Annotated in this window: 17 protein-coding genes and 1 tRNA gene; 13 read left to right on the forward strand and 5 right to left on the reverse strand. The window is 72.7% G+C overall.

What is annotated here, in order from left to right:
- The first annotated feature begins 28 nt into the window (after positions 1 to 28).
- Entirely contained in the window at positions 29 to 1,018 is a 990-nt protein-coding gene (locus tag ACPXCS_RS04120) for a DUF5926 family protein (protein WP_425944401.1), read from the forward strand.
- 233 nt (positions 1,019 to 1,251) lie between these two features.
- On the opposite strand, the gene ACPXCS_RS04125 is transcribed toward ACPXCS_RS04120, so the two are convergent.
- Complete coding sequence (locus ACPXCS_RS04125) at positions 1,252 to 1,863, reverse strand: hypothetical protein (protein ID WP_425944400.1); 612 nt, start codon at positions 1,861 to 1,863, stop codon at positions 1,252 to 1,254.
- Positions 1,864 to 1,918: 55 nt separating this feature from the next.
- Positions 1,919 to 2,584 carry a bifunctional DNA primase/polymerase gene (locus ACPXCS_RS04130; RefSeq protein WP_425944399.1) on the reverse strand — a complete coding sequence of 222 codons (666 nt, stop codon included), beginning with the start codon at positions 2,582 to 2,584 and terminating at the stop codon, positions 1,919 to 1,921.
- A gap of 502 nt (positions 2,585 to 3,086) precedes the next feature.
- Here ACPXCS_RS04130 and ACPXCS_RS04135 point away from each other — a divergent pair.
- The 3 genes from ACPXCS_RS04135 (at position 3,087) to ACPXCS_RS04145 (ending at position 9,255) form a co-directional block, all read left to right on the forward strand.
- Complete coding sequence (locus tag ACPXCS_RS04135; RefSeq protein WP_425944398.1) at positions 3,087 to 4,598, forward strand: PP2C family protein-serine/threonine phosphatase; 1,512 nt, start codon at positions 3,087 to 3,089, stop codon at positions 4,596 to 4,598.
- 82 nt (positions 4,599 to 4,680) lie between these two features.
- A complete protein-coding gene (locus ACPXCS_RS04140; protein WP_425944397.1) occupies positions 4,681 to 6,138 on the forward strand; it encodes an aminopeptidase P family protein in 1,458 nt (485 codons plus the stop codon).
- A gap of 123 nt (positions 6,139 to 6,261) precedes the next feature.
- Positions 6,262 to 9,255 (forward strand): glycine--tRNA ligase, encoded by a 2,994-nt coding sequence (locus tag ACPXCS_RS04145; RefSeq protein ID WP_425944396.1) that lies wholly within the window; start codon positions 6,262 to 6,264, stop codon positions 9,253 to 9,255.
- A gap of 58 nt (positions 9,256 to 9,313) precedes the next feature.
- Here ACPXCS_RS04145 and ACPXCS_RS04150 read toward each other — a convergent pair whose 3' ends face one another.
- Positions 9,314 to 9,778 carry an ATP-binding protein gene (locus ACPXCS_RS04150; protein WP_425944395.1) on the reverse strand — a complete coding sequence of 155 codons (465 nt, stop codon included), beginning with the start codon at positions 9,776 to 9,778 and terminating at the stop codon, positions 9,314 to 9,316.
- A 267-nt stretch (positions 9,779 to 10,045) separates the two neighbouring features.
- Between ACPXCS_RS04150 and ACPXCS_RS04155 the strand changes: the two genes are divergently transcribed.
- The 9 genes from ACPXCS_RS04155 (at position 10,046) to ACPXCS_RS04195 (ending at position 19,918) form a co-directional block, all read left to right on the forward strand.
- Positions 10,046 to 10,873: a hypothetical protein gene (locus tag ACPXCS_RS04155; RefSeq protein ID WP_425944394.1), complete on the forward strand. Its 828-nt coding sequence runs from the start codon at positions 10,046 to 10,048 to the stop codon at positions 10,871 to 10,873.
- Between the two features lie 152 nt (positions 10,874 to 11,025).
- On the forward strand, positions 11,026 to 11,766 hold the full coding sequence (locus ACPXCS_RS04160) for a YcnI family protein (protein WP_425944393.1): 741 nt from the start codon (positions 11,026 to 11,028) through the stop codon (positions 11,764 to 11,766).
- A gap of 96 nt (positions 11,767 to 11,862) precedes the next feature.
- Positions 11,863 to 12,516, forward strand: coding sequence for an SCO family protein (locus ACPXCS_RS04165; RefSeq protein ID WP_425944392.1), 654 nt, complete (start codon positions 11,863 to 11,865; stop codon positions 12,514 to 12,516).
- A complete protein-coding gene (locus ACPXCS_RS04170) occupies positions 12,513 to 12,989 on the forward strand; it encodes a copper chaperone PCu(A)C (protein ID WP_425944391.1) in 477 nt (158 codons plus the stop codon). The genes ACPXCS_RS04165 and ACPXCS_RS04170 overlap by 4 nt, the downstream gene beginning before the upstream one ends.
- A gap of 13 nt (positions 12,990 to 13,002) precedes the next feature.
- Positions 13,003 to 15,015, forward strand: coding sequence for a copper resistance protein CopC (locus tag ACPXCS_RS04175; RefSeq protein WP_425944390.1), 2,013 nt, complete (start codon positions 13,003 to 13,005; stop codon positions 15,013 to 15,015).
- Between the two features lie 6 nt (positions 15,016 to 15,021).
- Positions 15,022 to 16,311 carry an iron uptake transporter deferrochelatase/peroxidase subunit gene (gene efeB, locus ACPXCS_RS04180; RefSeq protein ID WP_425944389.1) on the forward strand — a complete coding sequence of 430 codons (1,290 nt, stop codon included), beginning with the start codon at positions 15,022 to 15,024 and terminating at the stop codon, positions 16,309 to 16,311.
- A gap of 62 nt (positions 16,312 to 16,373) precedes the next feature.
- Positions 16,374 to 17,306 (forward strand): prephenate dehydratase, encoded by a 933-nt coding sequence (pheA, locus tag ACPXCS_RS04185; RefSeq protein ID WP_425944388.1) that lies wholly within the window; start codon positions 16,374 to 16,376, stop codon positions 17,304 to 17,306.
- Between the two features lie 519 nt (positions 17,307 to 17,825).
- A complete protein-coding gene (gene serS, locus ACPXCS_RS04190) occupies positions 17,826 to 19,103 on the forward strand; it encodes a serine--tRNA ligase (protein ID WP_425944387.1) in 1,278 nt (425 codons plus the stop codon).
- Positions 19,100 to 19,918 carry an HAD family hydrolase gene (locus ACPXCS_RS04195; RefSeq protein WP_425944386.1) on the forward strand — a complete coding sequence of 273 codons (819 nt, stop codon included), beginning with the start codon at positions 19,100 to 19,102 and terminating at the stop codon, positions 19,916 to 19,918. The genes serS and ACPXCS_RS04195 overlap by 4 nt, the downstream gene beginning before the upstream one ends.
- A 21-nt stretch (positions 19,919 to 19,939) precedes the next feature.
- Here the strand turns inward: ACPXCS_RS04195 and ACPXCS_RS04200 are convergent.
- Together ACPXCS_RS04200 and ACPXCS_RS04205 are read right to left on the reverse strand one after the other, a co-directional pair.
- Positions 19,940 to 20,026: transfer RNA gene (locus ACPXCS_RS04200), tRNA-Ser, on the reverse strand.
- Positions 20,027 to 20,391: 365 nt separating this feature from the next.
- On the reverse strand, positions 20,392 to 20,646 hold the full coding sequence (locus ACPXCS_RS04205; protein ID WP_425944385.1) for a hypothetical protein: 255 nt from the start codon (positions 20,644 to 20,646) through the stop codon (positions 20,392 to 20,394).
- Positions 20,647 to 20,746 lie beyond the last annotated feature (100 nt).

A 20,746-nucleotide genomic window follows, 5' to 3' on the forward strand; every position in this document is an offset into this window, starting at 1 on the left:
AGACGAGCCGTATCCGGGAGACCCATCGATGGCCAAGAAGCGACCTCAGACGAAGGCCAAGCGCCCGCAGACCACGGGTGGGGCCCGTGCCGCCGGCGCCGAGGGAGACGTTCCGGTCGTCGGCGCCCGTGAGCCCTGCCCCTGCGGCAGCGGCCGCCGCTACAAGGCCTGCCACGGCCGGGCCGCGGCCCACGCCGTGACCGAACTGGTGCGCCGCCCCTTCGAGGGCCTGCCCGGCGAGTGCGACTGGGTGGCCCTGCGCGAGCTGGTCCCGGCCGCCACGGTCGAACTGCCCCTGAAGGACGGCCTGCCCGAGGGCGTCCCCGCGGTCACGCTGGCCACGGTCCTGCCGATGGCCTGGCCCGCCCTGCGCCGCGACGACGGTTCGGTCCTGCTCGGCCTGCAGAACGACACCTCGTCCGGCGACATCAGCCGCGACCTCGCCGACACCCTCCAGCGCGCCCTGGAAGCCGAGCCGGGCACACCGGTGCAGGGCCGCCGCGCCCCGGCCGACGGCCCGCGGCTGCAGGACCTGCTCGACCCGGACGGCGGCTTCGAGCCAGAAGTGCACAGCGGTTTCGAGTTCTGGGTCCCGGACCCGGAGAACGCCACGCCCGAGGTGGCCGCCTCCCTGGAGCGGGCCAACGCCGCGGCCATCCCGACCGTCAAGCTCCGGGGCGTGGACGCCGCCTACTGGTGCGAGACGCCGGAGAAGAACCACCTGCGGTGGGTCATGCCGCACCCCGAGGAACAGCTTCTGGACGCTCTCGCGCGGCTGCACGCCGCGGGCCGTTCCAGCCTCGGCGAGGGCACCCGCCTGGTCGGCTCCTTCCGCGCTCACGGGCTCACGGTGCCGGTGTGGGACCTGCCGAGCGGCGTCTCGGCCGAGGACGTGGAGAAGCCGGCGGCGGAGTTCGCCGAGCGCCTCGCGGGGGCTCTGGCCACGGACGCGCCGCTGACGGCGGACGAGCGCCGGGCGCGGGGCGGGCTCACCAACCGGCAGGTCACACTGAGCTGAGACCCGGCGCGTCGCAGGGCCGGCCGGGACACCGGCCGGCCGCTCTCCCGTCCCCCCGGCGGATCACAACTCCCGTCGGAGACAGGCCAGTCGGTGACTGGAAAGAGCGAGATCGAATTTGCGAACCGCCGATCTCTTGTTACCGTTCCTGTAGCCCGGTTGCTGGTGCATCCCCCGTCGCCAGCAACCGGGTCTTTTCATGCCCCCGGCCGGTCACGGTACGCGATCACGCGTCAACTCGCCGTTTCCCAGGGCGAGTTGCTCCCCGACCGCAGCAGCAGCGGCCCCTGCCCGGCCCGCCGTGCGAACTCCGCGATCGCCGTGTACGCCGCCGGCCCGCCCCGAGCGGGCTCCCTGGGCGTCTCGCAGGTACCCGGCTCGTCCCCGGCGCCCACGGCGCAGGTGATCCGCACGGTCCGGGACTCGGGCCCCATCAGGGTGAGCGCGGCGTCGAGCGCGTCGCCGGTGGCGTTGCGGTAGTAGGCCCGCGCCCAGGTCTGCGCGCCCTGCGTCACCACACAGGTCTGCGCCTCGACCCCGTCGGGGGAGGAGAGTTCGGGGCCGCAGCGCACGGCGGTCGACAGGCCCTGGCCGAGCGTCGGCAGCCGCGGGACCGCCGAGGCCGCCCCGGACGCCTTGCCGTCGGGCGGGGAGGAACGCCGTCCGTCTCGGTCCGTGCCGGCGGCGGGCGTGGCGGCGCTCACCGCACCCGGGACGTGCTCGGAGCGCACGGCCCCCGCCGCCGCCAGCGGCAGGGCGACCGCGCACGCCGTCCCGACACCCGCGAGGGCGAGCAGTCGGGTCGTGCGGGGGTCCCGGCGGCGGGCCCGGGAATGACGCGGCATGGTCCCGGAACTTAACGCGCCGGGGCGTGTGCGGCGCCCGGCGCGCCCGACGGCCCTAGAACTCGGGCGCGCTCACACCCGTACGAGTGAGGGCCTCGACCACGGCGTCCACCACGGCCTCGACATCGGGCACCCACGGGGAGGCGGAGCCGGGCAGCGGCGCCCGCTCCCAGCGGATCTCGCCCGGGCCCGTCCCGGACGGCGGCAGGGCCAGGTAACCGCCCTCGCCGTGGAAACGCAGGGAGCCGGGCACGAAGTCCTTGGCGTAGAGCAGTTCGCCGAGCTGCTCCATGGAGTACGGCTTCACCAGGATCGCCCAGCGCGTGGGCGCGGCGACGACCGGGCCGAGCCGCATGCCCGTGCGGTCGAGCGCCTCGAGGGCGCGGGCGGCCGGCAGGGCCGGCAGGGAGACCGCGCAGGGGGCCTTGCCGCCGGTGGCCAGGACGATCGGCGCCGTCGGCCGGTTGCTCCACCACCAGCGGACCATGCGGTCGTCGGTGGTGGCGGCGAGGAGGCCGGGGTCGAAGGGGTGCGCGCCGGGCACCGTGCAGTCGGGGTCGGGGCAGCTGCAGCGGGAGTGCCCCTGCGGGTCCGCCGCCACGCCCGGCAGTACGGGCCACTGCCATTCCGTCGCATAGGTCAGGGCCGCGCCGATCAGCTCAGGCCTCCCGTCACTGCGCTGGAACAGGAGCCTGCGTCGCCTTCCGGGGATCTCGCGCATGAGCGCTCGTCCTTTCCGTTGCACGCCTGGCAACACCGTGGTCCACATCACAACATGTGTCGATCACTTCACTGTGCGTACCTGTTGGCGCATCACACCCCTGCCTGAAGCAAGGGGAACCCCTATGGGTCGAGCAGGGGCTGCCTCCGCGGCCGTCCCGCCCATACTGCGTCGGTCAAAAGCACGGGCGTGGCGTAGGGGTGGCGAAGTATGGCGTTTGCCGTCGCGCGTATTTCTCTCCGCCTCCGCCACGGGAGGATGGGGCACGGTCGTCGGTGGATAGGACGCCCGGTTCCGTCACCAGGTTCCGGGTGGTTCCCAACCACCCCTGGCCTTCTCCGAGTACGTACCCATCACGACCGTTGTGACGCTCCGTCGAGCAAGCCCAGTCGACCGCAATAAGCCGTCCACTGCGGCAGTTTTAAGCCAACTTTGCATTTCCGCAAGAGGAAGGGAAGTTGTTCTCTCGAACCTCACGGACACCAGGAATCCCGGCAGGACAATGCTGGACATCTCCTCACGAGTGCGTGTACATGTGGAGACACTGCTGGCGGCGCAGAATGACATGGGGGTTTGCGATGCTTTTGAGCAGTACGCGCCGGTCGGAAGGCCGGACGCCATGAACGCCCCGCACCCTGCGAAAGTGGCTGGAATCGATTCAACGGTTCCAGCCCCCGCACACACTGTCGCGCCCGTCGCGGGTACCTCCCCGTCCTCCCCACCAAACCCACCCGCCCCACCCGGCGCGGTGCTCCAGGACCGTCTCGCCGGCTGGGTGTCCGACCTCACCACGCTGCACGAACTGACCGAACGCCTGGCGCGCACGACCGCGCTGGACACCGCACTGCAGGAGATGCTGCGGGCCGGCGCGGCCCTGGTCGGCGCCCGCCGCGGCCTCGTCGTCCTGGAACCGGCCGACGGCCTCGGCCCGGACACCACCGTCGGCCTGGGCCTGGCCCGCGCCGACCTCGGCCACATCGAGACCGTGCCCCGCAGCGCCCTGTCCCACGGCCGGATCCTCGACGGGCTGCCGGGCGGCGAGGACGCGATCGCCGAGCCCGACCTCTTCGCCGAGGAGAAGCTCGACCCCCGCCACCGCGAGGTCGCGGCCCGCCTCGGCTACGCCGCCAGCTACGCCCTCCCCCTGACCCCCGAGGCCGCCGCCCGCCTCGGCGCCGCCGTCTGGCTCTACGACGAACCGGCCGAGCCGAACGAGCGGCAGTGCCACCTCGCCGGCCTGTACGCCCGGTACGCCGCCGAGCACCTCGCCCGGCTGCTGGAGCTGGAGCGCACCCGCGCGTCCATGGCGACCATGTCCGACGAGCTGCTGCCCTCCCGGCTGCCGCGGGTGGCCGGCGTCCAGCTCGCCGCCCGGCACCGCACCGGCCCGCGCGGCGGCGGCGACTGGTACGACGCGCTGCCGCTGCCCGACGCCGCCCTCGGCCTCGCCGTCGGCTCCGTCACCGGGGCCGGCCCCAGCGCGGTCGCCGCGATGGGACGGCTGCGGGCCTCCCTGCGCGCCTACGCCGTGATGGAGGGCGAGGACCCGGTCGCGGTCCTGTCCGACCTGGAGCTGCTGCTGCGGCTGACCGAACCGGCCCGCTCCGCGACCGCCCTGTTCGGCTACTGCGAACCGGCCGCCCGCAAGATCACGCTGGCCGGGGCGGGACACAGCCCGCCGCTGCTGATCGGGCAGCGCCGCACGGAGTACGTGGAGACGTCCGTCTCGGCCCCCCTCGGCATGCTCGCCTGCTGGGAGGCGCCCAGCGTGGAGGTCCTCGCCGAGCCCGGAGAGACGGTTCTGCTCTACACCGACGGGCTGCTCCACCGCACCGGCGAGGCCACGGACCGGGCGTTCGCCCGGCTGCACGCGGCCGCGGCCGGTGTGCCCCGGGCGCTGCGCGACGACCCGGGCGCGATCGCCGACCACGTGCTGCGCAACGTGCTGCCGGACGGGCTGGACGCGGCCGACGGCACCGAGGACGTGGTGCTGCTGGCGGCCCGCTTCGAGTAACGCTCCTCGTCATCGGCCCGGGCCCTCTTCCGCCCCGCCGTACAGTGGACGGTGGTCCAGCGCCGTATCGAGGAGGATGACCGTGGCCGAGGAGCTCACACCGGAGATCCCGGACGAGAGCGAAGAGCCGATCAAGCAGCGGAAGAACGGACTGTACCCCGGCGTGTCCGACGAACTGGCCGAGAACATGAAGAGCGGCTGGGCCGACACCGAGCTGCGCGACCTCGACCCCATCCCCCAGGCCGCCGAGACCGCCGCCCGCCGGGCCGCGCTGTCCGCGCGCTTCCCGGGCGAGCGCCTGGTGATCCCCGCGGGCAACCTGAAGACCCGCTCGAACGACACCGAGTACGCCTTCCGCGCCTCCGTCGAGTACGCCTACCTCACCGGCAACCAGACCGAGGACGGCGTCCTGGTCCTGGAGCCCAGGGGCGAGGGCCACGAGGCCACGATCTACCTCCTGCCGCGCTCCGACCGGGAGAACGGCGAGTTCTGGCTGGACGGCCAGGGCGAGCTGTGGGTCGGGCGCCGGCACTCGCTCACCGAGGCCGGGCAGCTGTACGGCATCCCCGCCTCCGACGTGCGCGAGCTGCCCGGGAAGCTGCGCGAGGCCACCGGCCCCGTACGCGTCGTGCGCGGCTACGACGCCGGCATCGAGACCGCGCTGACCGACAAGGTCACCGCCGAGCGCGACGAGGAGCTGCGGGTCTTCCTGTCCGAGGCGCGCCTGGTCAAGGACGCCTTCGAGATCGGCGAGCTGCAGAAGGCGGTCGACTCGACCGTGCGCGGCTTCGAGGACGTCGTGAAGGTCCTCGACAAGGCCGAGGCGACCTCCGAGCGCTACATCGAGGGCACGTTCTTCCTGCGCGCCCGCGTCGAGGGCAACGACGTCGGCTACGGCACGATCGCCGCGGCCGGCCCGCACGCCTGCACGCTGCACTGGGTGCGCAACGACGGCCCCGTCCGCTCCGGCGACCTGCTGCTGCTCGACGCGGGTGTGGAGACGCACACGTACTACACGGCCGACGTCACGCGCACGCTGCCGATCAACGGGCGGTTCAGCGACATCCAGCGCAAGATCTACGACGCGGTGTACGAGGCCCAGGAGGCCGGCATCGCGGCGGTGAAGCCCGGCGCGAAGTACCGGGACTTCCACGACGCGGCCCAGCGGGTGCTGGCCGAGCGGCTCGTGGAGTGGGGGCTCGTCGAGGGCCCGGTCGAGCGGGTGCTGGAGCTCGGGCTGCAGCGGCGCTGGACGCTGCACGGCACGGGTCACATGCTGGGCATGGACGTGCACGACTGCGCCGCCGCGCGCACCGAGACGTACGTGGACGGGGTGCTGGAGCCGGGCATGTGCCTGACCGTGGAGCCGGGGCTGTACTTCCAGGCCGACGACCTGACGGTGCCCGAGGAGTACCGGGGGATCGGCGTGCGGATCGAGGACGACATCCTCGTGACGGAGGACGGCAACCGGAACCTCAGCGCCGCGCTGCCCCGCACCTCCGGCGAGGTCGAGTCCTGGATGGCCGCGCTCAAGGGCTGAAGCCCCGCGCGCGGACGGGCGCCCGGGAACCGGGCGCCCGGAAAAACCAGCAGGTCAGCGCAAGTTGACGTGTGAGATCATGGCCGACCTTGCCGGGCCGACTCGGGGACGGGCGCGATCACCATGAAGAACGTTCAGACGGCGCTGACCATGCAGGACGCCATCCTGACCCTGCAGAAGTACTGGAGTGACAACGGCTGCATGATCACGCAGCCGCTGAACACCGAGGTCGGAGCCGGTACGGCCAACCCGTCCACGGCCCTGCGGGTACTCGGCCCGGAGCCGTGGAGCGTCGCCTACGTGGAGCCGAGCGTGCGGCCCGACGACTCCCGTTACGGCGAGAACCCCAACCGGCTGCAGACCCACACCCAGTTCCAGGTGATCCTCAAGCCCGACCCCGGCAACCCGCAGGAGCTGTACCTCGGCAGCCTCCGGGCCCTCGGCGTCGACCTGAACGCGCACGACGTGCGGTTCGTCGAGGACAACTGGGCCTCCCCCGCGCTCGGCGCCTGGGGCCTGGGCTGGGAGGTCTGGCTGGACGGCATGGAGATCACCCAGTTCACCTACTTCCAGCAGGTCGGCGGCGTCGCGCTCGACCCGGTGTCGGTGGAGATCACCTACGGCCTCGAACGCATCCTGATGAACCTCCAGGGCGTGTCCCACTTCAAGGAGATCGCGTACGCGCCGGGCATCACCTACGGCGAGGTGTTCGGGCAGAACGAGTACGAGATGAGCCGGTACTACCTCGACGACGCCGACCTGGACACCAACCACCGGCTGTTCGACGCGTACGCGGCCGAGGCCCGGCGGCTGCTGGACCTGGAGCTGCCGGTACCGGCGTACCTGTACGTGCTCAAGTGCAGCCACACCTTCAACGTGCTCGACGCGCGCGGCGCGATCAGCACCACGGAGCGGGCCAAGGCGTTCGCGCTGATGCGCGGCCTGACCCATGAGTCGGCCAAGCTGTGGGAGCGGCGGCGGGCCGCGCTGGAGCATCCGCTCGGGGTCGCGGCCGCGCCCGCCCCGGCCGTGCGGGCCCCGCTGCCCAAGGTGCCCGGCGTCGAGACGCTGCTGTTCGAGATCGGCGTGGAGGAACTGCCGTACGCCGACGTCGTCGCCACCACCGAGGCGGTGCGCGAGTCGGTCACCGCGAAGCTCGGTGAGACGCGGCTCGGGCACGGGGCGATCACCGTGCTGGCCACACCGCGCCGGATCGTGATCACGGTCGACGGTGTGCAGCCGCGCGAGCGGGACACCGTGCGGACCGTGCGCGGCCCCAAGGTCGCCGCCGCCTTCAAGGACGGCGCTCCCACGCCCGCGCTGCTGGGCTTCGCCCGCAGCCAGGGAGCCGAGCCGTCCGACGTGCGGATCATCGAGTTCAACGGGGCCGAGTACGTGTCGCTCACACGGCACGAGCCGGGGCGGCCGGCCGTCGAGGTGCTCAGCGGCCTGCTGGCCGAGGTGGTGTCCGGGCTGCGCGCCGGGCGGAACATGCGGTGGAGCGATCCGGGACTGTCGTTCTCGCGCCCGGTGCGCTGGCTGCTGGCGCTGCTGGGCCGTACGCCCCTGCCCGTGGTGGTCTCCTCGCTCTCCGCGGGCGACACGACCCGGGTGCAGCGGCAGGCTCCCTACCCGGAGGTCCGGGTGACCTCCGCCGAGGGCTACCCGCACTTCCTGCACATGCACGGCATCCTGCTCGACCGGGAAGCCCGGCGCGGGGCGGTGGTGCGCGGGGCCCTGGAGGCGGCGGCCGAGGTGGGCGGGCGGATCGACGTGGAGGGCCAGGCCGGTCTGATCGACGAGATCACCGACATCCTGGAGTTCCCCTACGCCGTGCGGGGGTCGTTCGACGAGCGCTATCTCGAACTGCCCGCGAGCGTCCTGACCACCGTGATGCGCAAGCACCAGCGCTATCTGCCCGTGCTGGACGGCGACCGCCTCATGCCGTACTTCGTCACCTTCGCCAACGCCCTGTGCGACGACGACGTGGTGCGCGCGGGCAACGAGGCGGTGCTGCGGGCGCGTTACGAGGACGCCGCGTTCTTCTGGCGGGCGGACCTGAAGGTGGCGCCGGAGGAGTTCCGGCGCCGGCTGGACAAGCTGACCTTCGAGGACCGGCTCGGCACGGTCGCCGACCGCGCCGGACGGCTCGGCTCCCTCGCCCTGGACCTGGCCGGGCGCGCCGGGCTCCCGGAGGAGGCCGTGGAGGTCGTGCGGCGGGCCGGTGCGCTGGCCAAGTTCGACCTGGCCTCGCAGATGGTGATCGAGTTCTCCGGGCTGGCCGGGGTGATGGCCGAGGAGTACGCCCGCCGGGCCGGTGAGTCCCCCGAGGTCGCCCGGGCGCTGGCCGAGATGGAGCTGCCGCGCTCCGCCGGGGGCGCCCTGCCCGCCGGGGACGCGGGGGCCGTACTGTCGCTCGCCGACCGGTTCGACCTGGTGACGGGCATGTTCGTGATCGGGGCGGCGCCGACCGGGAGCTCCGATCCGTACGGGGTGCGGCGGGCCGCGATCGGTCTGCTCAACGTGTTGCGGAGCGTCCCCGCCGTGGCCGGGATCCGGGTGGGCGACGGGCTGCGCGCCGCGGCCGTGCGGTACGCGGCGCAGGGCGTCGCGGTGCCCGCCGACCGGGTCGCCGAGGCCGCCGAGCTGATCACCCGGCGGTACGAGCAGCAGCTCACGGACGCCGGGCACGAGCACCGGCTGGTGCAGGCCGTGCTGGTGTGGGCCGACCGGCCCGCGCACGGGGACCGGACGCTGGCCATCCTGGAGCGGCACGTCGGCAGCGAGGCGTTCGAGGCGCTCGCCGCAGCCTTCCAGCGCGTGGTGCGGATCCTGCCCGAGGGCGGTGTCGGGGCGGCGGACCCGGCCCTGCTGACCGCGCCCGCCGAACTGCGTCTCGCCGAGAGCGCGCAGACGGTGCGCCAGGCGCTGGAGGGCCGCGAGGACGACCTCGGCGCGCTGATCGAGGTCTCCGCCCCGCTGGTCGAGGCGATCGGCACGTTCTTCGACGAGGTGCTGGTGATGGATCCGGACCCGGCGCTGCGGGCGGCGCGGCTGGCGCTGCTGACGGAGGTGGCGGGGCTGGCGCGGACGACGCTGGACTGGGGAGCGCTGTAGGGCGCGCCGCGCAGAGGGGGCGGCGGTGTTTCACGTGAAACACCGCCTGCCGGGTCGGTCAGACCGCCATCAGCGGCGCGTCCTCGCGCCACTTGAGGACCTTGTCGAAGCTCACCACGGCACCGCCCCGGCCCGGCTTGTTGCCGATGTGGACGTGGTCGGCGAGCTCCTCGATGAGGCACAGCCCCCTGCCGTTCTCGGCGTCCGTGTGCGCCGGACGGACCGGGGGGCGGGACCGGCCGGCCGAGGCCGCGGGGAATCCCGGTCCGGCGTCGGCGACCTCGATCCGGCACTTCTCGCCGTCGAGGTAGGCGGTGACCCGGTAGGCCTCCGAACCAGGACCACGTCCCGTGTCCCCGCCGTGCTCCACGGCGTTCGCGCAGGCCTCGCTGAGGGCGACGGAGAGGTCGTAGGAGATGTCGGGATCGACGCCCGCGGTCTCCATCGTGCCGATCAGCAGGCGGCGGGCGAGGGGCACGCTCGCGGCTTCGCGCCGCAGATGGAGTGACCACCAGATGCTCATGCTCCAGCCTCCTGGCCGCGGCTCGACATACCGTTACGTATTGCCCTCAGTGCCCGCGTATAAGCGCGCAGTTGACGTGATGCCGCCCATACGGCGGATGCGCGCTGGTCCTGATCGGTGTATGTGAGGGGGTACGGGGCCGTGACGGGGGGAGCGAGGAGCGGCGCATCCGGGCGCGCCGGACCAGAGCGTGACGTTCCCGGTCGTACCGCATCTTGCGGACCTGCCGTACGGGAACCACGGGGCCAGTGCGATGATGAGCCCGCCATGCTTGCCCCCCACACGCCCATGACGCGCTCCGGAGTCAGGCTCCGGATCCTGCGGGCCGCGGTGTTCGCCGCGGTCTGCGTCGTGCTGGCCGGGGCGGGGCACGCACTGGCCTCCTGCGACGGCGTCCCGCTGTGGACGCTGGGCGCCGGATTCCTCGGCGTGGCCGCGGTGGCCGTCCCGCTCGCCGGGCGCGCCCGCACCCTGCCGGGCATCGCCGCCCTGCTCGCGGTCGGCCAGACGGTGCTCCACACGCTCTTCGGCCTGGGCCAGCACGGCACGTCAGCCGTCGCCTCCCCGCGGCCGGCGGGCCTGAGCGACGCCGCTCTGGTCGAGCAGGCCGCGCGGTTCGTGTGCGGCACGACGGCGGCGGCGATCAGCCCGGCGCAGGCCCACAGGATCCTCACCGACGCCCGGGTGCAGCCGCCCACGGGGACGCACACGCACCTGTCCTCGGACGCCGTGTCCGGGGCGTCGGTCTCGCTGTGGCCGTCGCTGCCGATGCTGCTCGGTCACGTCCTCGCGGCGCTGGCCGCCGGATGGCTGCTGCGCCGCGGCGACCTCGCCGTGCTGCGCCTCACCGAACTGTCGGCACAGGGCATCGCCGAAGGGGCGCTCGTCCGCTCACTGCGGGCCGCGCTCGCGCTGGTCCGCGCCCTGCGCGCCGGGCTCCCCGGAGCGCCCGAAGCAGGTCAGCGCCCGGTACACGCCGCGCGGCTCGTGCCGCCGATGCCCCGCACCCTCGCACTCCAGCACACGGTGATCCGGCGCGGCCCGCCCGCGGCGACGGCTTCCGCAGCCGCACTCGCCCTCGCCCTCGCCGCCTGACGCGACGCGACCACCACCGCTCCGCAGTCCCCGGACCCCGGTTCTTCGAGCCGCCGGTCCCCGGACGCCCGGAGGAGGGGGCCGCCGTCGTGCGGCACGCGCGTGTGCGATCCCTCTTCCTCATCCCGACTCACAGCGGAGTGCTTCCTTCCATGAAGGCTTCCCGTATCGCCGCGGCCGGTGCCGCCGCCGGTCTCACCGTCCTCGCCCTGTCCGCCCCCGCCTTCGCGCACGTCACCGTGCAGCCCGAGGGCACCGCCGCCAAGGGCGGCTACGCGGTCGTCAACTTCAAGGTGCCGAACGAGCGCGACGACGCCTCCACCACCAAGCTCGAGGTCACCTTCCCGACCGACCACCCGCTGGCCTCCGTCATGCCGGAGCCGATGCCCGGCTGGAAGATCGACGTCACCAAGTCCAAGCTGGACAAGCCGCTGGAGATGCACGGCGAGAAGATCACCGAGGCGGTCTCCAAGGTCACCTGGACCGCCGACGGCAAGGGCATCCAGCCCGGCTACTTCGAGAAGTTCCCGCTCTCCGTCGGCCAGCTGCCCGAGGACGCCGACCAGCTGGTCTTCAAGGCCCTGCAGACGTACTCCAACAAGGAGGTCGTCCGCTGGATCGAGGTGCCGCAGGACGGCCAGGAGGAGCCCGACAACCCGGCCCCCGTGCTGGAGCTGGCAGCCGCCTCCGAGGACGGGCACCACGACGCCTCGGCCGGTGAGGACGACACCGACTCCGCCGAGAAGGCCTCCGCCGAGACCGCAGCGGACGACTCCGGCTCCTCCGACGGCACCGACACCACCGCCCGCGTCCTGGGCATCGTCGGCATCGTCGTCGGCGCGGCGGGTGTCGCCTACGGCGTGCTCGCCGGGCGTCGGCGCAGCAACGCCTGACGCCGCTTCCTCACACGGCGCGCGCCGGGTGCACGCCTCCGGTCCACGGAGGCACCCCGGTGCGCGCCGGGTCACCGACATCTGGGACATTTCTCTATGCGCACCAAGACCTTCGCCGCGGCCGCCCTGCTCGCCGCCGCCTCCCTGACCCTGACCGCCTGCGGCAGCGGCGACGACGGCAGCAAGCCCGTCTCCGTGGTGTCCGAGGAGGCCGGCTCCGACAAGGCCGCCACGGTCCTCGACAAGCCCTTCGAGAAGCCGGACCTCGTCCTCACCGACACGCAGGGCAAGAAGTACGACCTCCGCGAGGAGACCGCGGGCAAGCCCACGCTGATCTACTTCGGCTACACGCACTGCCCCGACGTCTGCCCACTGACCATGAACAACATCGCCGTCGCCGCGAAGCAGCTGCCCAAGTCCGCACAGGACGAGCTGCGCGTGGTGTTCGTCACCACCGACCCCGAGCGCGACACCCCCGCCGAGCTCGGCAAGTGGCTCAAGGGCATCGACTCCCGGTTCGTCGGCCTCACCGGCGACTTCGCCACCGTCCAGGCCGGCGCCCGCACCCTCGGCATCTCCATCGACCCGCCGCACAAGGACAAGAACGGCAAGGTCGTCTCCGAGCACGGCACCCAGGTCATCGCGTTCTCGCCGAAGACCGACGGCGGTTACGTGCTCTACGGCGAGGACGCCACCGTCCAGGACTACACCAAGGACCTCCCCAGGATCGTCAAGGGGGAGAACCCGTGAGGCGGCGGCTCGGCCCGGCGGCCCTCGCGATAGCCGGAGCCCTGGCCCTGGCGGGCTGCGCGGACTCCGGCCCGGGCGGCGACGGCGGCCCGGACGGCGCGGCGGAACTCTCCGTCGGCTCCGCCTACATGCCGCAGCCGGTCTCCGACGAGATGGCGGCCGGCTTCCTCACCGTCACCAACGAGGGCGGTACCGCCGACGAGCTCACCTCGGTCACCAGTGACATCGCCGGCCGGGTCACCGTGCACGAGACCACCGGCGGAGCCATGCAGGAGGTCGAGAGCCTCGAGATCCCCGCACACGGACGACTGGTGCTGCGGTCCGGCGGCGACCACCTGATGTTCGAGCAGCTCAAGCGCAAGCCGAAGGAAGGCCAGACCGTCTCGGTCGAGCTGCGCTTCGCCCACTCCGACCCCGTCGAGGTGGAGATGCCGGTGAAGGCCGCGACCTACACCCCGACGACCGGACACTGACGGAGGGACTCCTGTGACCCCGACCATCGCTCCCCGCGTCCGGACCCTGGTGCTGCTGCTCCTGGCCGCGGTCTGCGCCCTGCTCGCCGGGGCCGGCCCGGTCTCCGCGCACGCCGCGGTGACCGGCAGCGACCCCGCGCAGGGGGCGGTGGTCGACCAGGCCCCGTCCCGGATCTCGCTCACCTTCTCCGAGCAGGTCGCGGTCTCCGGCGACTCGCTGCGGGTGCTCGACCCCGAAGGCAGGCGCGTCGACGCGGGCGAGCCGTCCAACGTCAGCGGCACCACGTACGCCGTGCGCCTGAAACCGGACCTCTCCGACGGCACCTACACGGTGGCCTACCAGGTCGTGTCGGCGGACAGCCACCCCGTCGCCGGCGCCTACACCTTCTCCATCGGCGCCCCCTCCAAGACGACCGTGGCGGTGTCCGGGCAGGGCACCGACGACGGCGTCGTCGGCTGGCTGTACGGCTTCGGCCGGTACGTGTCGTACGCCGGGTTCATCGTGATGGCCGGCGGCGCCGCCTTCGTGCTCGCCTGCTGGCCGCGCGGCTCCGGGGTGCGGCCCGTCCAGCGGTTCGTGGTCTCCGGGTGGCTCGCGCTCACCGCCGCGACCCTCGCCCTGCTCCTGCTGCGCGGCTCCTTCACCGGCTCCGGAAAGGTCGCCGACGTCTTCGACCTGTCCCTGCTGGGGCAGGTGCTGCAGACCAAGACCGGCGCGGCCCTGGTGTCCCGGCTGCTGCTGCTCGCCGCCGCCGCGCTGTTCATCGCCGTGCTGTTCGGGGCGTACGACAAGCGTGAGGACCCGCAGGAGAAGCGGGACCTGACCTTCGGGCTCGCCATCGGCGGCGTCGTCGTGGCCGCCGGACTCGCCGCGAGCTGGGCGATGTCCGAGCACGCCTCGGTCGGGCTGCAGGCCGGCATCGCCATGCCGGCCGACGTCCTCCACCTGCTGGCCGTCGCCGCCTGGCTCGGCGGGCTCGGCACGCTCCTGGTCGCCCTGTACCGGGCGCCCGCCGACGCCCCCGTCGAGGTGTCGGCCGTCCACCGCTTCTCCCGGCTGGCCTTCGGCAGCGTGCTCGTGCTGATCGTGACCGGGACGTACCAGTCCTGGCGCCAGCTCGGTTCCTGGTCGGCCTTCACCGACACCGCCTACGGCCGGCTGCTCCTGGCGAAGATCGCCCTCGTCCTGGTCCTCGTCGGCGTCGCGTGGATCTCGCGCCGGTGGACGGGCCGGCTGGCGCAGACGGTGCCGGCGTCGGCTCAGCGGGAGAAGGTACGGGCCGGGGGGGGCACCGCCGGCGACCCGGACGCCGAGGCCGGCGCCCCCGCGCCGGACACCGCCCGCGCCGCGGAGGAACCCGCCGGCGGGTCCTCTGCCGAGGAAGCCTCCGCCGGGGATGCCACCGCCGGGGAACCCGCCGCCGGGCCCGCCGACACCGAGCGCGCCGCCCAGCTCGCCCGGCAGCGGGCCGCCCGGGACGCCGCCCGGCAGAAGCGGCTGCGGGACGCCGACCCGAACCGCTTCGGGCTGCGCCGCTCGATGCTGGCCGAGGCCGGCATCGCGGTCGTGCTGCTCGCCGTCACCACCGTGCTGACGCAGACCGAGCCGGGTCGTACCGAGCAGGAGGCCGCCGCGGCCACCTCCGCCTCGTCGTCCGCCGCCTCCGCCGAGGCGGGGACGTCCGGGGCGCTCACCCTGAACATGCCCTTCGACACCGGCGGCCAGGACGGCAAGGGCGTCGTCACCATCGACCTCGACCCCGCCCGCGTGGGCGACAACGAGATGCACGTCTTCGTGGAGCGGCCCGACGGCAAGCCCTTCGACATCCCCGAGGTCAAGGTCGAGTTCACCCTCAAGGCCAAGGACCTCGGGCCCCTGCCCGTCGTCCCCGACCACCTCGCTACCGGACACTGGTCGGCGAACGGAGTGCAGATCCCCATGGCCGGCGACTGGCAGGTCGACGTGACCGTGCGGACCTCCGACATCGACGAGGTGACCGTCACCAAGAACGCGCAGATCGGCTGAACGACCATGCCCGACCAGTCCATCCCCCAGGCCCGCACCTCCGAAGCCGCCCCGGACGGGAACCAGGCGGCCGCCGCCCGCGAGGGCATCTCCCGGCGGCGGCTGCTCGGCACCGCCGGTGCCACCGGGCTCGTGCTCGGCACCGCGGGCACCGCAGCGGGATACGCCGCCGCGCCCTCCGAGGCGGCCGCTCCGCTCACCTCGCTCGGCACCGACCGGGCGATGTTTCACGGGAAACATCAGCCGGGCATCACCGACGGCCTCCAGGCCCGCGGCCACCTCGTCGCCTTCGACCTGGCGGCGGGCGCCGGCCGCAAGGAGGCCGCGGCCCTGCTCCGCCGCTGGTCGGAGACGGCCCGGCGGCTGATGGCGGGTGAGCCGAGCGCCGACGGCGACACCGGCGTGGCCCGCGACGCGGGACCTTCGTCGCTGACCCTCACCTTCGGCTTCGGGCACAGCTTCTTCGCCCGGACGGGCCTGGAGAAGCAGCGCCCGGTGGCACTGGACCCGCTGCCCGAGTTCTCCTCCGACCGCCTCGACAAGAACCGCAGCAACGGCGATCTGTGGGTCCAGATCGGCGCGAACGACGCCCTGGTCGCCTTCCACGCCCTGCGCGCCGTCCAGAAGGACGCGGGCCGGGCCGCCCGGGTGCGCTGGCAGATGAACGGCTTCAACCGCTCGCCCGGTGCCACCGCCCACCCCATGACCGCCCGGAACCTCATGGGCCAGATCGACGGCACCCGCAACCCGAAGCCGGACGAGCCCGACTTCGACCAGCGGATCTTCGTCCCGGAGAGGGGCGAACCGGCCTGGATGGCCCACGGCTCCTACGCCGTCGTCCGCCGGATCCGGATGCTCCTCGACGACTGGGAGAAGCTCTCCGTCAAGGCGCAGGAGGACGTCATCGGGCGCCGCAAGTCCGACGGGGCGGCGCTGTCCGGCGGCACCGAGACGACCGCGATGGACCTGGAGAAGACCGACGCCCGGGGCGACCTCGTCGTCCCGATCAACGCGCACGCCCGCATCACCCGGCCCGACCAGAACGGCGGCGCGGCGATGCTCCGCCGGCCGTTCTCCTTCCACGACGGCATCGACCCCGACGGGGTGCCCGACGCCGGTCTGCTCTTCATCTGCTGGCAGGCCGATCCGCTGCGCGGCTTCGTGCCGGTGCAGCGCAAGCTCGACCGGGGCGACGCCCTGTCGCCGTTCATCCGGCACGAGTCGAGCGGGCTGTTCGCGGTGCCCGGCGGGGCGGCGCAGGGCGAGTACGTGGGGCAGGCGTTGCTGGAGGGGTGAGAGCGCGCCCCTGTAGGCGCTTGTGGGGGATAGCGCTTCCCCGGGCCCATTAGGGTGAGGTCATGCCAGCGAGCTATGCGTATCTCGGCCCCGAGGGCACCTTCACCGAAGTCGCCCTGCGCACGCTTCCCGAGGCCGCCACCCGGGAGCTCATCCCGTACGTGTCCGTCCAGTCCGCGCTCGACGCGGTACGCGCCGGCGAGGCCGAGGCCGCGTTCGTGCCGATCGAGAACTCCGTCGAGGGCGGCATCACCACCACCCTCGACGAGCTCGTCGCCGGCGCCCCGCTGATGATCTACCGCGAGGTGCTGCTGTCCATCACCTTCGCGCTGCTCGTCCGCCCGGGCACGACGCTGTCGGACATCAAGACCGTCTCCGCGCACCCGGCCGCCCAGCCGCAGGTGCGCAACTGGATGAGGAAGCACCTGCCGGACGCGCACTGGGAGTCGGCCGCCTCGAACGCGGACGCCGCCCGGCTGGTCCAGGAGGGCCAGTACGACGCCGCCTTCGCCGGGGAGTTCGCGGCCGCCCGTTACGGCCTGCAGGCCCTGGAGACCGGCATCCACGACGCCGAGAACGCGCAGACCCGGTTCGTGCTGGTCGGCCGGCCCGCCCGGCCCGCGGCCCCGACCGGTGCGGACAAGACCTCCGTGGTGCTGTGGCAGCGCGACGACCACCCCGGTGGTCTGCGCGACCTGCTCGGCGAGTTCGCCACCCGCGGCATCAACCTGATGCTGCTCCAGTCCCGTCCGACCGGCGCCGGCATCGGCAACTACTGCTTCTGCATCGACGCCGAGGGCCACATCTCCGACCGCCGGGTGGCCGAGGCCCTGATGGGCCTGAAGCGGATCTGCCTCCAGGTGCGCTACCTGGGCTCGTATCCGCGCGCCGACGTGCAACCGGCGGACGTGCGGCAGCCTCGGCTCGGGACGTCGGACGATGAGTTCGTGGCGGCGGCGGACTGGGTCGCGCGGTGCCAGGACGGCCGTTTCTAGGCCGGTCGTACCTGCCGATAGTCGTTATCCACAGAAGTTATCCACAGGTCCGCTTCTCGACCTGGGGACAAGTCGACAACGAACCGTGAGTCAGTCGACAAATCGCCCCACAGGGCGCCGATGGGTCCATCGCCGGGCAGGTCACCCTTCGTCCACCGTTTCCCCTTGCGTAACTCTTTGGAGTGACCCGTTTGCACTCGAAAGTGAGGATGGGGCGGGTTTGTGGTGGGAATTCTCCGGTACGAACGCGGCTTGCGGAGTGATCAATTCTGAAGTCCACAGATCTTCCACACAGCCTGTGGATAACTCTTCCGCGGGTGTGGATCCCTGTGGACAACCGAATCCCAAGTCCCGCTTCCCACAAGGGATTCGAGTCAAGGCCACGCCTGCCGCATGCCTCGTTCCGGGGAGAGCGGGCCCCTTTATTGACACGGCGCTCAATTCCCTCATAACGGTACGTATGCCGCGGTGGGAATAGTGAGTCGTGGGCGGTCATCCCACACCGGTAGCCTGGAGCGCGTGATTGACCTTCGCCTGCTCCGTGAGGACCCCGACCGTGTGCGCGCCTCCCAGCGCGCCCGTGGAGAGGACGTCGCGCTCGTCGACTCCCTCCTGTCTGCCGACGAGCGGCGCAGGTCGTCCGGCGTCCGCTTCGACGAGCTGCGCGCCGAGCAGAAGGCGCTCGGCAAGCTGATCCCCAAGGCGTCCGGGGACGAGAAGGCCGAGCTGCTGAAGAAGGCGAGCCAGCTCGCCGCCGACGTCAAGGCCGCCGACGCGGAGCGCGACGCCGCGGCCGCCGAGACCCAGGACCTCCTCCAGAAGCTCGGCAACCTCGTCCACCCGGACGTGCCCGTGGGCGGCGAGGAGGACTTCGTCACGCTGGAGACGCACGGCACGATCCGCGACTTCACCGCCGAGGGCTTCGAGCCGCGGGACCACCTGGAACTCGGCAGCATCCTCGGCGCGATCGACGTCGAGCGCGGCGCCAAGGTCTCCGGCTCGCGCTTCTACTTCCTCACCGGTGTGGGCGCCCTGCTGGAGCTCGCCCTGGTGAACGCGGCGATGGCCCAGGCCACGGCGGCCGGCTTCACGCCGATGCTGACCCCGGCCCTGGTCCGCCCCCAGTCCATGGCGGGCACGGGCTTCCTCGGCCAGGCCGCGCAGGACGTCTACCACCTCCAGGACGACGACCTGTACCTGGTCGGCACCTCCGAGGTCGCGCTCGCGGCGTACCACATGGACGAGATCCTCGACGCCGACCGCCTCCCGCTGCGCTACGCCGGCTTCTCGCCCTGCTTCCGCCGCGAGGCCGGTTCGCACGGCAAGGACACCCGGGGCATCTTCCGGGTGCACCAGTTCGACAAGGTCGAGATGTTCTCCTACGTCGCCCCGGAGGACTCGCAGGCCGAGCACCAGCGGCTGCTGGAGTGGGAGAAGCAGTGGCTGACCTCGCTGGAGCTGCCGTTCCGGGTCATCGACGTCGCCTCGGCGGATCTCGGCTCCTCGGCCGCCCGCAAGTTCGACTGCGAGGCCTGGATCCCGACCCAGGGCAAGTACCGCGAGCTGACGTCGACCTCGGACTGCACCGAGTTCCAGTCCCGCCGCCTGTCGATCCGCGTCCGTGACGGCAAGCAGGTCCGCCCGCTGGCCACGCTCAACGGCACGCTCTGCGCCGTCCCGCGCACGATCGTGGCGATCCTGGAGAACCACCAGCAGGCCGACGGCTCGGTCCGGGTGCCCGAGGTGCTGCGCCCGTACCTGGGCGGCCGGGATGTCCTGGAGCCGGTGGCCAAGTGAGCGACTCGGCCTCCTCGGGCGGCTTCCCCTACAAGCTGGTCGCCACCGATCTCGACGGGACGCTGCTGCGTTCCGACGACTCGGTGTCGCAGCGCACCCGTGACGCGCTCGCCGCCGCCACCGCGGCGGGCGCGGCCCACATCGTCGTCACCGGCCGCGCGGTCCCCTGGACCCGGCACATCCTCGACGACCTCGGCTACGAGGGGCTGGCCGTCTGTGGTCAGGGCGCGCAGGTGTACGACGCCGGTGCCCGCCGCCTGCTGACCTCGGTCACGCTGGACCGGCAGCTCGCCGGGGTGGCCCTGGCCAAGATCGAGGCGGAGGTCGGCCCGCTGTACCTGGCCGCGAGCCGTGACGGCCTGGACGGCGAGGTGCTGGTGGGCCCGGGCTATGCGGCGCACGGCAACCTGCCCGCGACCCCCTTCACGGACGCGTCCGATCTGTGGACCGCGCCCCTGAACAAGCTGTACATCCAGCACCCGACCCTGTCGGACGACGAGCTGTGCGAGGCGGCCACCCGGACCGCCGGCGGTTTCGTCACCGTCACGATGGCGGGCCCGGGCATCGTCGAACTGCTGCCCCTGGGCCTGTCCAAGGCCACCGGCCTGTCGCTGGCGGCCCGCCGGCTCAAGCTGAAGGCGGCCGACACGATCGCCTTCGGCGACATGCCCAACGACATACCGATGTTCGCCTGGGCCTCCTACGGTGTCGCCATGGCAGACGCCCACGAGGAGCTGAAGGCGGTCGCCGACGAGGTGACGTCCTCCAACGAGGAGGACGGGATCGCGGTGGTGCTGGAGCGGTTGCTGGGCTGAATCTTCATGTCGCGGATGCGGCGGAGGATGCACGGATCGAACGTGCGCGGGCTTTCCAGCCCGACCATGGCTTAGCAAGCCAGTGCCTTACCACTCGGCCAATCCTCCGGGTGGGCGGCCCACGCGAGTGGCGATTCGCGTGCTCGAAGCGGCCGCCCCGGGCAGCTCCCCGTGTGGGGCGGGCTCTACGGAGGGGTAGCGACTACTCCGGAGCCCGCCGCGGGCTGCCCTGCGGGGAGCTGGACGTACTGCCGTGCATGGACATCGTCCGGCTCCTCTCCCAGACCACGGCACCGGGCGCCTCGCCCGGCAGGGACACGACTACTGTGCCCGCCGGGCGAATGGGACGCCACCGATTAAATCGGCGGCTGGGGGTGGACCGGGAGTGCCCGGAGCCGGGCCGCGGCCGGGGCGGAGTCGCGCCCGGAAGCCAGGGGCGCCGCACCGCCGTGGAAAGCGCTCCCGGGGGCGGGCTAGCGCCTGCGCCACCTGCGGCGCCGGGCCTTGCTGAAGAACCAGCCCGCGGGCGGCTCGTCCGAGCGCCAGGGCTGCGGCTCCGGTGACTCGCGGCGCCAGCGCGCGGCGAGCATCCGGGCCCGGGCCGACGGCTCGGAGGTCTCGGCGGAGCGGATGAAGCCGTCGTCCAGGACGAGGTCGTCCCAGGCGTCGTCACCGGACCCGGATCCCGACTGCCCGCGGTCGTCGTACTGAGCCCTTTCACCCGCCATGCCTGTCCTCCCAGCCGTCCCACTCCCGTGTGCTGCCCCTGTGTTCCGTTCGGTCAGTGTGCCCCGGCGCGGGTGAAGCCCCCGTCAAGGCCGGGGCACG

Source organism: Streptomyces sp. DT190 (assembly GCF_049846985.1).
Classification (GTDB): Bacteria; Actinomycetota; Actinomycetes; order Streptomycetales; family Streptomycetaceae; genus Streptomyces.

Excerpts from the sequence above, each read along its gene's own strand:
- ACPXCS_RS04120 (WP_425944401.1), top strand. The coding sequence starts at position 29 with ATGGCCAAGAAGCGACCTCAGACGAAGGCCAAGCGCCCGCAGACCACG.
- ACPXCS_RS04125 (WP_425944400.1), bottom strand. The coding sequence starts at position 1,863 with ATGCCGCGTCATTCCCGGGCCCGCCGCCGGGACCCCCGCACGACCCGA.
- ACPXCS_RS04130 (WP_425944399.1), bottom strand. The coding sequence starts at position 2,584 with ATGCGCGAGATCCCCGGAAGGCGACGCAGGCTCCTGTTCCAGCGCAGT.
- ACPXCS_RS04135 (WP_425944398.1), top strand. The coding sequence starts at position 3,087 with ATGCTGGACATCTCCTCACGAGTGCGTGTACATGTGGAGACACTGCTG.
- ACPXCS_RS04145 (WP_425944396.1), top strand. The coding sequence starts at position 6,262 with ATGAAGAACGTTCAGACGGCGCTGACCATGCAGGACGCCATCCTGACC.
- ACPXCS_RS04150 (WP_425944395.1), bottom strand. The coding sequence starts at position 9,778 with ATGAGCATCTGGTGGTCACTCCATCTGCGGCGCGAAGCCGCGAGCGTG.
- ACPXCS_RS04155 (WP_425944394.1), top strand. The coding sequence starts at position 10,046 with ATGCTTGCCCCCCACACGCCCATGACGCGCTCCGGAGTCAGGCTCCGG.
- ACPXCS_RS04160 (WP_425944393.1), top strand. The coding sequence starts at position 11,026 with ATGAAGGCTTCCCGTATCGCCGCGGCCGGTGCCGCCGCCGGTCTCACC.
- ACPXCS_RS04165 (WP_425944392.1), top strand. The coding sequence starts at position 11,863 with ATGCGCACCAAGACCTTCGCCGCGGCCGCCCTGCTCGCCGCCGCCTCC.
- efeB (WP_425944389.1), top strand. The coding sequence starts at position 15,022 with ATGCCCGACCAGTCCATCCCCCAGGCCCGCACCTCCGAAGCCGCCCCG.
- pheA (WP_425944388.1), top strand. The coding sequence starts at position 16,374 with ATGCCAGCGAGCTATGCGTATCTCGGCCCCGAGGGCACCTTCACCGAA.
- ACPXCS_RS04205 (WP_425944385.1), bottom strand. The coding sequence starts at position 20,646 with ATGGCGGGTGAAAGGGCTCAGTACGACGACCGCGGGCAGTCGGGATCC.